The 8,853-nt window shown below is 38.8% G+C and carries 8 protein-coding genes; 7 read left to right on the top strand and 1 reads right to left on the bottom strand.

Features of this window, described 5'->3' with window-relative positions; all coding sequences use genetic code 11:
- The coding region (gene ldcB / locus ACLN19_RS06890; protein WP_413384686.1) for an LD-carboxypeptidase LdcB/DacB at positions 1 to 1,164 on the top strand (1,164 nt) is incomplete at its 5' end.
- A 34-nt stretch (positions 1,165 to 1,198) separates the two neighbouring features.
- On the opposite strand, the gene ACLN19_RS06885 is transcribed toward ldcB, so the two are convergent.
- Positions 1,199 to 2,026, bottom strand: a complete 828-nt coding sequence (locus ACLN19_RS06885) for a LysR family transcriptional regulator (protein WP_413384683.1) — start codon at positions 2,024 to 2,026, stop codon at positions 1,199 to 1,201.
- Between the two features lie 176 nt (positions 2,027 to 2,202).
- On the opposite strand from ACLN19_RS06885, the gene ylqF reads away from it, so the two are divergent.
- From ylqF to topA, 6 genes are all read left to right on the top strand, one after another.
- Positions 2,203 to 3,054, top strand: a complete 852-nt coding sequence (ylqF, locus tag ACLN19_RS06880; RefSeq protein ID WP_413384681.1) for a ribosome biogenesis GTPase YlqF — start codon at positions 2,203 to 2,205, stop codon at positions 3,052 to 3,054.
- Positions 3,041 to 3,817: a ribonuclease HII gene (rnhB, locus tag ACLN19_RS06875; protein ID WP_413384679.1), complete on the top strand. Its 777-nt coding sequence runs from the start codon at positions 3,041 to 3,043 to the stop codon at positions 3,815 to 3,817. The genes ylqF and rnhB overlap by 14 nt, the downstream gene beginning before the upstream one ends.
- Positions 3,814 to 4,824, top strand: coding sequence for a YdcF family protein (locus ACLN19_RS06870; RefSeq protein WP_413384677.1), 1,011 nt, complete (start codon positions 3,814 to 3,816; stop codon positions 4,822 to 4,824). The genes rnhB and ACLN19_RS06870 overlap by 4 nt, the downstream gene beginning before the upstream one ends.
- Before the next feature lie 12 nt (positions 4,825 to 4,836).
- Positions 4,837 to 5,397 carry a sugar O-acetyltransferase gene (locus ACLN19_RS06865; protein WP_413384675.1) on the top strand — a complete coding sequence of 187 codons (561 nt, stop codon included), beginning with the start codon at positions 4,837 to 4,839 and terminating at the stop codon, positions 5,395 to 5,397.
- A 68-nt stretch (positions 5,398 to 5,465) separates the two neighbouring features.
- Entirely contained in the window at positions 5,466 to 6,311 is an 846-nt protein-coding gene (dprA, locus tag ACLN19_RS06860; protein WP_413384673.1) for a DNA-processing protein DprA, read from the top strand.
- A gap of 96 nt (positions 6,312 to 6,407) precedes the next feature.
- On the top strand, positions 6,408 to 8,528 hold the full coding sequence (gene topA, locus ACLN19_RS06855) for a type I DNA topoisomerase (RefSeq protein WP_413384671.1): 2,121 nt from the start codon (positions 6,408 to 6,410) through the stop codon (positions 8,526 to 8,528).
- The last annotated feature ends 325 nt before the right edge of the window (positions 8,529 to 8,853 follow it).

Here is an 8,853-nt window from a genome sequence, read left to right as displayed (position 1 = left end):
CATCTCTACTACATCGAAAACAGTGGCAAAATGGTAGGGGTGACAACTACTAAGACGATCACTCATCAACCATCTGTAAGCCATTTACAAGGGAAGATCTCTATTCAACATAAGACAGATAAAGGGTTTGACGTTCTTATTACAGATATTCAGAGCCCTAAAGGCATCTCTGAAGTATTGTTACCTATTTGGTCTACACAAAATGGACAAGATGATATCGTGTGGTATCAAGCGCATAAAACGTCAAATGGCGATTATGTGACAAGCGTGACTATTAAAGATCATAAAAATAATACTGGAGAATATGCTATCCATCTTTATTATAAGGATAAACAAGGTGTGTTGTCAGGAGTAGCTACCGCAACAACGACAATTGATAAGCAGTCTTCTCTAAATTACAATGGCTCTTATTACAGTGTGACGGGTAAATATGGTGATGAGATTATCATTGTCAATAAAAAGCACCCTTTGGCAGCACAGTATAATCCTGGAGAAGTAGCAGCGGCTAAGTCAGCTTTTATCAATTTGCGTAATGACATGATAAGAAAAGGTTATAATGTAGGCAATCATTACAGCGGATTTAGATCTTATGACTATCAAAAAACACTTTACCAAAACTATGTTAATCGTGATGGGCAAGCAGTAGCAGATCGTTATTCAGCCCGCCCTGGCTATAGTGAGCATCAGACTGGTCTTAGCTTTGATATGACTGATAAAGCAGGGAATCTGCTAGAAGATAAGGCGGCAAGTCGTTATCTAAAAGATAATGCTCATCACTATGGTTTTATTGTGCGCTACCAAGCTGGTAAGGAAAAGGAGACTGGCTTTATGCCAGAAGCTTGGCATTTGCGTTATGTGGGTCAAGAAGCTAAGGATATTTATGCTTCTGGGCTTAGTTTAGAAGCCTATTATGGTATTGAGGGAGGGGATTATGTTAACTCACGCCCTAATCCAAGCTCTACAAATGCGCTTCCATCTCAAGGTTCTTATCAATTTACAAAGCGCGCCTTTATTAAAACAGAACCTAAAATGACCAGTCCTGACCTTGCCTACTACGATGCTGGAAATCGTGTTAATTATGATAAGCTAGTCATGGCTGATGGACATCAGTGGTTATCTTATCTGTCATACGGTGGTCAAAGACGCTATATTGCTATTGATTAAGTAAAAAAATAAGACGTTCTTAGTTATAGACGTCTTATTTTTTGTTGGGGATAATCATCTCTAGGATGGCTTTATGTTTGGAGAGTACACATACATAAAATGTCTTTGTTGCTTCCTTGTCTGAGATAGGAATATGGACACTTTGCTTCTCATCTTTTAAATAGGCTTGAGTTATATTAGTAGAAAAGCTTGGCAATGCTGACGCTTCAATCAAATCTTGGTATGTTTTCCAATCTTTTTGGACAATGCATTTTGTATCTGAGAGACTATCGACTACATTTTGCCATACCCCTAGGTCAGAGCGAAGTAAGAGTGTCATGTGACGGAGATCCTCAAGTGTCAGTTTTTCTTTTAGAGCTAGAGGATGCGTCTTAGGAACAGACAGGTAGAGTTGTTCTTCAAAAAAGGGTACAGACAATATATTGTCCTGGGATATAGTCTTATCTGTCACGATAAATTGATAGGTCTCGTCTAATAATCCTTTTCTCAAACGATCAAGGGGCTCTAAAGTCACTTGTAGTTTAGATTGGTCAAGATGTTTTAGTAACTCCCATTCTGCTGCTGGTGCACAAATACCACCTACTAACTTGGTTGCTTGCAGGGAAAATCTTTGGATAGATGTTAAAAAATCTTGGCTATCAGCTAGTAGTTGCCTGGCTTTTTTGACCGTGTAATCTCCTTGTTCGGTTAGGATGAGTTTGTTTTTGTAGCGTTTAAAAAGAGGAATTGAGAGTTCCTCTTCCAGTCGCTTCATGTTTCGAGTTAGAGTGGGCTGTGATATATGAAGTGCTTTAGCAGCTTCAGAAAGTGTTCCTAGATCCGCAAATGCTACCAATTGTTCTAAGTAATCAAAGTGTAACACTATATCCTCCTGAGGGTATTCGTAGAGATTGGTATTTGTGTTATTTTACAATTTTTAGTCAGTATTGTAAATGGAAAAAATAAGAGAAGGGCAGACGAAATGTCCTATTCATGATATAATAGAAGGGATATTATCATATACATTTAGTCGATAAGTGTAAGAGAAAGGAAAAAATAATGGCTACTATTCAATGGTTTCCAGGGCACATGTCTAAAGCAAGACGACAGGTCCAAGAAAATATAAAACATGTTGATTTTGTCACGATTTTAGTCGATGCCCGCTTACCGCTCTCTAGTCAAAATCCTATGTTAACCAAAATTGTCGGAGATAAACCTAAACTTATGGTTTTAAATAAAGCTGATTTAGCAGATCCTCTTTTGACGAAAGCTTGGTGTCGTTTTTTTGACCAGCAAGGTATTAAAACGCTTGCTCTGAATTCCAAAGAGCAAGCAGCCGTCAAAAAAGTTACAGACACTGCCAAAACACTTATGGCAGATAAACTGGCTAAATTGCGCTTACGTGGGATACAAAAAGAAACCTTACGCACTATGATTATTGGTATTCCAAACGCTGGCAAATCGACCTTAATGAATCGCTTAGCAGGAAAAAAAATAGCCGTTGTAGGCAATAAACCAGGGGTGACCAAAGGTCAACAATGGCTTAAGTCAAATAAAGATTTGGAGGTTTTGGATACTCCAGGGATTTTATGGCCTAAGTTTGAAGACCAAGAAGTCGGACTCAAACTAGCTCTGACAGGTGCGATTAAAGATAATCTACTGCCGATGGATGAGGTGACTATTTTTGGTATCAATTATTTTAAAGAGCACTATCCACAGCGTTTGATAGAGCGTTTTAAAGGGATTGATTTGGATGACGAGGCTCCTGAAATCATCATGTCTCTCACACGACAACTAGGTTTTCGTGACGATTATGATCGCTTCTACCAATTATTTGTCAAAGAGGTCCGTGATGGTAAGCTAGGGCTTTATACGCTAGATATTCCTGAGGAGACACATGGCAACGATTAAGGAGATTAAAGAAGCATTAGAAGCGCTTGTTGATTTAGAAGATCCTCGCTGGGCATCTTATCAAAAAGATAGCCGAAAAGGGGTCCAACAAGCTATATCTCAACGCCAAAAAGCGATTTTAAAAGAACAAAAAGAATTTGAGCGTTTAGAAAATATGCTAAGCTATGAAAGAGCATTGTACCAAGAAGGCGTAGAGTTGATTGCAGGTATTGACGAAGTGGGACGAGGTCCTCTAGCAGGTCCTGTGGTTGCAGCAGCTGTGATATTACCTAAAAATTGCCATATCCAAGGCTTGGACGATTCTAAAAAAATTCCTAAAACAAAACACCAGCTTATCTTTGACGAGGTGATGAAAAACGCTTTAGCGGTAGGAATAGGGCTTAAAGATAATCAGGTTATTGACGAAATCAATATCTATCAAGCTAGTCAAAAAGCGATGATAGAAGCAGTAGAGATGCTAACGATAACGCCCCAACATCTTTTGATAGATGCTATGGAACTTGATATTCCTTTTGAGCAAACAGCCATTATCAAAGGAGATGCGAATTCTTTATCTATTGCGGCGGCCTCAATCGTTGCTAAAGTGACACGTGATCGCTTGATGGCAGACTATGACCAGCAATTTCCAGAGTATGACTTTAAGGCAAATGCAGGCTACCCGACGGCAAAACATCTGGCTGCTATCAAGACCTATGGTATCACTCCTATCCATCGCCACAGCTTTGGGCCTGTCAAATCGCTGATAAAGGAGGTCAAGGAATGACTGGTTTTGCTATCTTTTTAGCCTGTTTACTCTTTTTTGCTTTAGTTTATAAAGTGGAGCGACGTAATCTCCTTATCGGATTTGCTTTTATTGTGTTGTTGCTAGGCAGTCTTATTTTCGTGTTATCTCTCTCAACTCTTCAAGAATTTTATATTACCTACTTTATCCTAGCCATAATAGCGGTTATTTTGGTCTTATTTATTTTATCAGGTCCATTTCTATTTATTGCCGTCTGTCTTTATAATGGGACTAAATTATTAAGACGTGAGGGGTTAAGAGTAACCAATTTATTATCTTTAGGGTTAGGTTTAGGCATTATCCTTTATCTATTTATACTTCCTTGGATGCTTGAGCACTTTCATTTGTCAGGTTGGTTCAATCTTCTTTATGCTTATATTGGCGGGATTTTAATCTATTTGTTGATTCAAAGCGCTCTTTATACACTCTCAAGTGTTATCAATTTTATCAACCTAGGCAAACCCTCCCTTGATTATATCGTGGTTCTTGGGGCTGGTTTGATAGGTGAGTCGGTAACTCCCTTATTAGCCGCTCGAATTGATAAGGGTATTCTTTTATTAGATAAACATCCAGAAAGTAAGCTTATCCTCTCAGGAGGACAGGGACCAGATGAGGTCATCTCCGAAGCCCGAGCTATGGCCAACTACGCCCTAGAAAAAGGAATCTCGAAGGAACGTCTCATCCTGGAAGCGCAATCGCGAAATACCTACGAAAACATTCGTTTTTCTTCTGAATTGATGCCAGAAAAAGCTAGCTTTGCTGTGGTAAGTAATTATTATCATATTTTCCGTGCCTTATTATTGGCTAAGAGTCAAGGGATCAAATGTATCGGCTATGGCGCTAAAACTAAGTTTTACTTTAGTCTCAATGCCTTCATTAGAGAATTTGTTGGGTATATGGTCATGACACATTATCGCCATATTGCCCTGATTAGTATTTATACAATGTGCTATATTATGATAGCCTTAGTAGAATTATTCACATCATAAAGGAGATAGATTATGCCCACTGAACGTGAAAAGATGCTAGCTGGTCAGCCGTACAATCCTGCGGATAAAGCCTTGATTTATGAGCGCCAACAAACACGTGAGAAAATCATGGCTATCAATCACGAAAAGGACGCAACCAAACGCTCACAACTCTTTAAAGAGCTCGTAGGAAGTGTAGGTGAGGATTGTCATATTGAAACAGGTTTTGTGTGTGACTATGGCTCTAATATCCATCTTGGAGAGCGATTTTTTAGCAATTTCAATCAAACCTTCCTTGATGTCTGTCCTATCACTATTGGTGATGATGCCATGATTGGTCCTAATTGTCAGCTACTGACGCCTATCCATCCTCTGGATCCTATTGAGAGGGTCTCTGGGATTGAGTACGGAGCTCCTATCACTATCGGGGATAAGGTGTGGCTAGGAGCAGGTGTCACTATTCTTCCAGGCGTTAGTTTGGGAGACAATGTTGTCGTGGGAGCAGGTAGCGTTGTGACTAGTTCTTTTGGAAGTAATGTTGTTTTGGCGGGAAATCCAGCTCGTGTCATCAAGACATTAGCATCAAATACGTAAAACTCAAGTTTATCTTGAGTTTTTTTATTTAGTCAATAATTTACGAATAAAGAAGTGGAGGTAGTTTTATGAATAATTTTGAACTCTTTAAACTCAAGCAAGCAGGACTATCGAATCTTAATATTCTAAATGTCTTAAACTATCAAAAACAATTTGAAAAATCGCTATCTTTACGTGATATAGCGGTTGTTTCTCAGTGTAAAAATCCAGTTCTTTTCGTTGACAATTATAAATCATTAGATACTAAGCGCTTAAAAGAACAATTCAACCGTTTCCCTTCGTTTTCTATCCTTGACAAGGTCTATCCTTTGGCTTTAAAAGAAATCTATAATCCTCCGACTCTCCTCTTTTATCAAGGAAACCTAGAGCTTTTAAGCAAACATAAATTAGGTGTAGTAGGAGCACGATCAGCCAGCCAGATAGGAAATCAGTCGGTTAAAAAAATCATTCAAGAATTAGGCAATCACTTTGTAATTGTCAGTGGCTTAGCAAGAGGTATCGACACCAGTGCTCATATGGCAACTATAAAAAATGGCGGCGCGACTATTGGTGTTATTGGTAGCGGTCTTGATTACTATTATCCAAAGGAAAATCAGCATTTACAAGATTATATCGCTAAAAATCACCTTCTGATAAGCGAATATCCTGCTGGTGATAAACCACTTAAGTTTCATTTTCCAGAGCGCAATCGTATTATTGCAGGACTCTGTCAAGGGATTATCGTCTGCGAAGCCAAAAGTCGATCTGGTAGCTTAATTACTTGCGAGCGTGCTTTAGAAGAAGGCAGGGACGTATTTGCTATTCCTGGAAATATCTTAGATGGGTATTCAGATGGTTGTCACCACTTGATTCAAGAAGGGGCGAAGTGTATCAGTAGTGGTGCTGATGTTCTTGTAGAATATCAGGTCTTGTGAGTGACTTTAGCTTTAAAGCAAAGTTTTTTATTGACAGGTTGCTAAAAGTGGGATATGATACAAAGAGTTTAAACAAATGAGAAAGTGTATTCTATTATGGCAACTGCGACTAAAACGAAAAAGACTCAATCGCCTAGTAAGCGTAAAAAAAATAGCCCTAAAAAAAATCTCGTTATCGTCGAATCGCCTGCTAAGGCTAAAACGATTGAAAAATATTTAGGACGTACTTATCGTGTCGTTGCTTCGGTAGGACATATCCGAGATTTGAAAAAATCCAGCATGTCCATTGATTTTGATAATAACTATGAACCTCAGTATATCAATATCCGAGGCAAAGGTCCTCTTATCAATGACCTCAAAAAAGAAGCAAAAAATGCGAAACATATTTTCTTAGCAAGTGACCCAGACCGTGAAGGAGAAGCTATTTCTTGGCATTTAGCTCATATTCTTGATTTAGATCCTAAAGAAAAGCATCGTGTCGTCTTTAATGAAATCACCAAAGAGACGGTCAAAAATGCATTTGTGGAACCTAGAGCTATTGATATGGACTTGGTTGATGCTCAACAAGCAAGACGTGTCCTTGATCGTATCGTTGGCTACTCAATCTCACCTATTTTGTGGAAAAAAGTCAAAAAAGGCTTGTCAGCTGGACGTGTCCAGTCTGTTGCTCTGAAGCTCATCATTGATCGTGAAAATGAAATAAAAGCTTTTAAACCAGAAGAGTATTGGACTATTGATGGTAGTTTTAAAAAAGGAACACGCCTGTTTAATGCTTCTTTTTACGGTTTAGATGGTAAAAAGAAGCAGTTAAAGACAAATGATGATGTCCAAGAAGTGCTAAAACGTCTGACCCACAAGACATTTGATGTTGATAAGGTTGAGAAAAAGCAACGTCGCCGCAATGCTCCGCTACCTTATACAACCTCTTCGTTACAACAAGATGCTGCCAATAAAATCAATTTTCGGACACGAAAAACCATGATGATCGCGCAGCAATTATATGAAGGAATCAACCTGGGAAGTAATGGCACACAAGGTTTAATCACCTATATGCGTACTGACTCAACGCGTATCAGTCCTATTGCACAGAGCGAGGCGGCACAATTTATTACAGAACGTTTCGGAAATCAATACGCTAAGCAAACCAGCCGTGTCAAAAATAGCTCAAGTGCTCAAGATGCTCATGAGGCTATTAGACCCTCAAATGTTCATCAGACACCTGAGAGCCTTGCCAAGTATCTTGATAAAGATCAGCTCAAGCTCTACACGCTTATCTGGAACCGTTTTGTTGCCAGTCAAATGACCGCTGCTATCTTTGATACGATGAAAGTGAATTTGTCACAAAATGGTGTTATGTTTACAGCTAATGGCAGTCAGATTAAATTTGAAGGGTATTTAGCGGTTTACAATGACTCTGACCTTAATAAAATGTTGCCTGATATGGCAGAAGGTGACACCGTCCAAAAAGTGAATACAAAAGCTGAGCAGCACTTTACGCAACCGCCAGCACGTTATTCAGAAGCAACTCTCATTAAAACGCTTGAGGAAAATGGTGTCGGAAGACCCTCAACCTATGCCCCTACCCTTGATACGATTCAAAAGCGCTATTATGTCAAGTTAGTAGCTAAACGCTTTGAGCCGACAGAGCTTGGTGAGATTGTCAATGGTTTGATTGTTGAGTTTTTCCCTGATATTGTAGATGTTGCCTTTACCGCTGAGATGGAAACTAAGCTAGATGAAGTGGAGCTGGGTAAAGAGCAATGGCAGACTGTTATTGACCAATTCTATAAACCGTTTGAAAAGGAATTGGAAAAAGCTGAGAGCCAGATGGAAAAAATTCAAATTAAAGATGAACCTGCTGGTTTTGACTGCGATGTCTGCGGTTCTCCCATGGTTATCAAACTGGGGCGTTATGGTAAGTTCTATGCTTGTAGTAATTTCCCTGAATGTCATAATACTAAAGCTATCACTAAAGAAATCGGTGTTACGTGTCCTTTGTGTCATCAAGGGCAAGTTATTGAACGCAAAACCAAACGTAACCGCATTTTTTATGGTTGTGATAGGTATCCAGAGTGTGAGTTTACCTCGTGGGATAAACCTGTCGGACGTGATTGCCCCAAATCTGGTGATTTTCTTGTTGAGAAAAAGGTCCGTGGAGGCAAGCAAGTCATCTGCTCAAACGAATCTTGCGATTATAAAGAAGAACAAGTCAAATAAAGATAACATAACTAAATTTATGTTATCTTTATTCTTCTGTGTGATCTACCCAATCAATTTGTTTTATAGTGTTACAGTAAGCTGGAAATGTTTACTGTCTTTTTATTTTGACAATGTTTTAGTAGCTTATAAATGGAGAATAATACATGACAACTCTAACTAATATTCAAAATGTGCAGGATAATGAAGATGACAAGAGTACGGATTGAGTTCAAAAATCTATTGAGCATCTAATATTTTAGATTGTAAACTAAATCAAAAAACCGCTGAAATGTACTGCCCCCCAAAAGTTGGACACTATATATTTAGCTGAAGGATTGAGTTC

Source organism: Streptococcus lishijunsis (genome assembly GCF_047290665.1).
Taxonomy (GTDB): Bacteria; Bacillota; Bacilli; order Lactobacillales; family Streptococcaceae; genus Streptococcus.
The sequence above is the reverse complement of the archived record's forward strand: the minus strand, read 5'-3'. Positions and strand labels throughout refer to the sequence as shown.

What these genes read in the sequence shown, in the direction of transcription:
- ylqF (WP_413384681.1), top strand. Translation starts at nt 2,203, where the DNA reads ATGGCTACTATTCAATGGTTTCCAGGGCACATGTCTAAAGCAAGACGA.
- rnhB (WP_413384679.1), top strand. Translation starts at nt 3,041, where the DNA reads ATGGCAACGATTAAGGAGATTAAAGAAGCATTAGAAGCGCTTGTTGAT.
- ACLN19_RS06870 (WP_413384677.1), top strand. Translation starts at nt 3,814, where the DNA reads ATGACTGGTTTTGCTATCTTTTTAGCCTGTTTACTCTTTTTTGCTTTA.
- ACLN19_RS06865 (WP_413384675.1), top strand. Translation starts at nt 4,837, where the DNA reads ATGCCCACTGAACGTGAAAAGATGCTAGCTGGTCAGCCGTACAATCCT.
- dprA (WP_413384673.1), top strand. Translation starts at nt 5,466, where the DNA reads ATGAATAATTTTGAACTCTTTAAACTCAAGCAAGCAGGACTATCGAAT.
- topA (WP_413384671.1), top strand. Translation starts at nt 6,408, where the DNA reads ATGGCAACTGCGACTAAAACGAAAAAGACTCAATCGCCTAGTAAGCGT.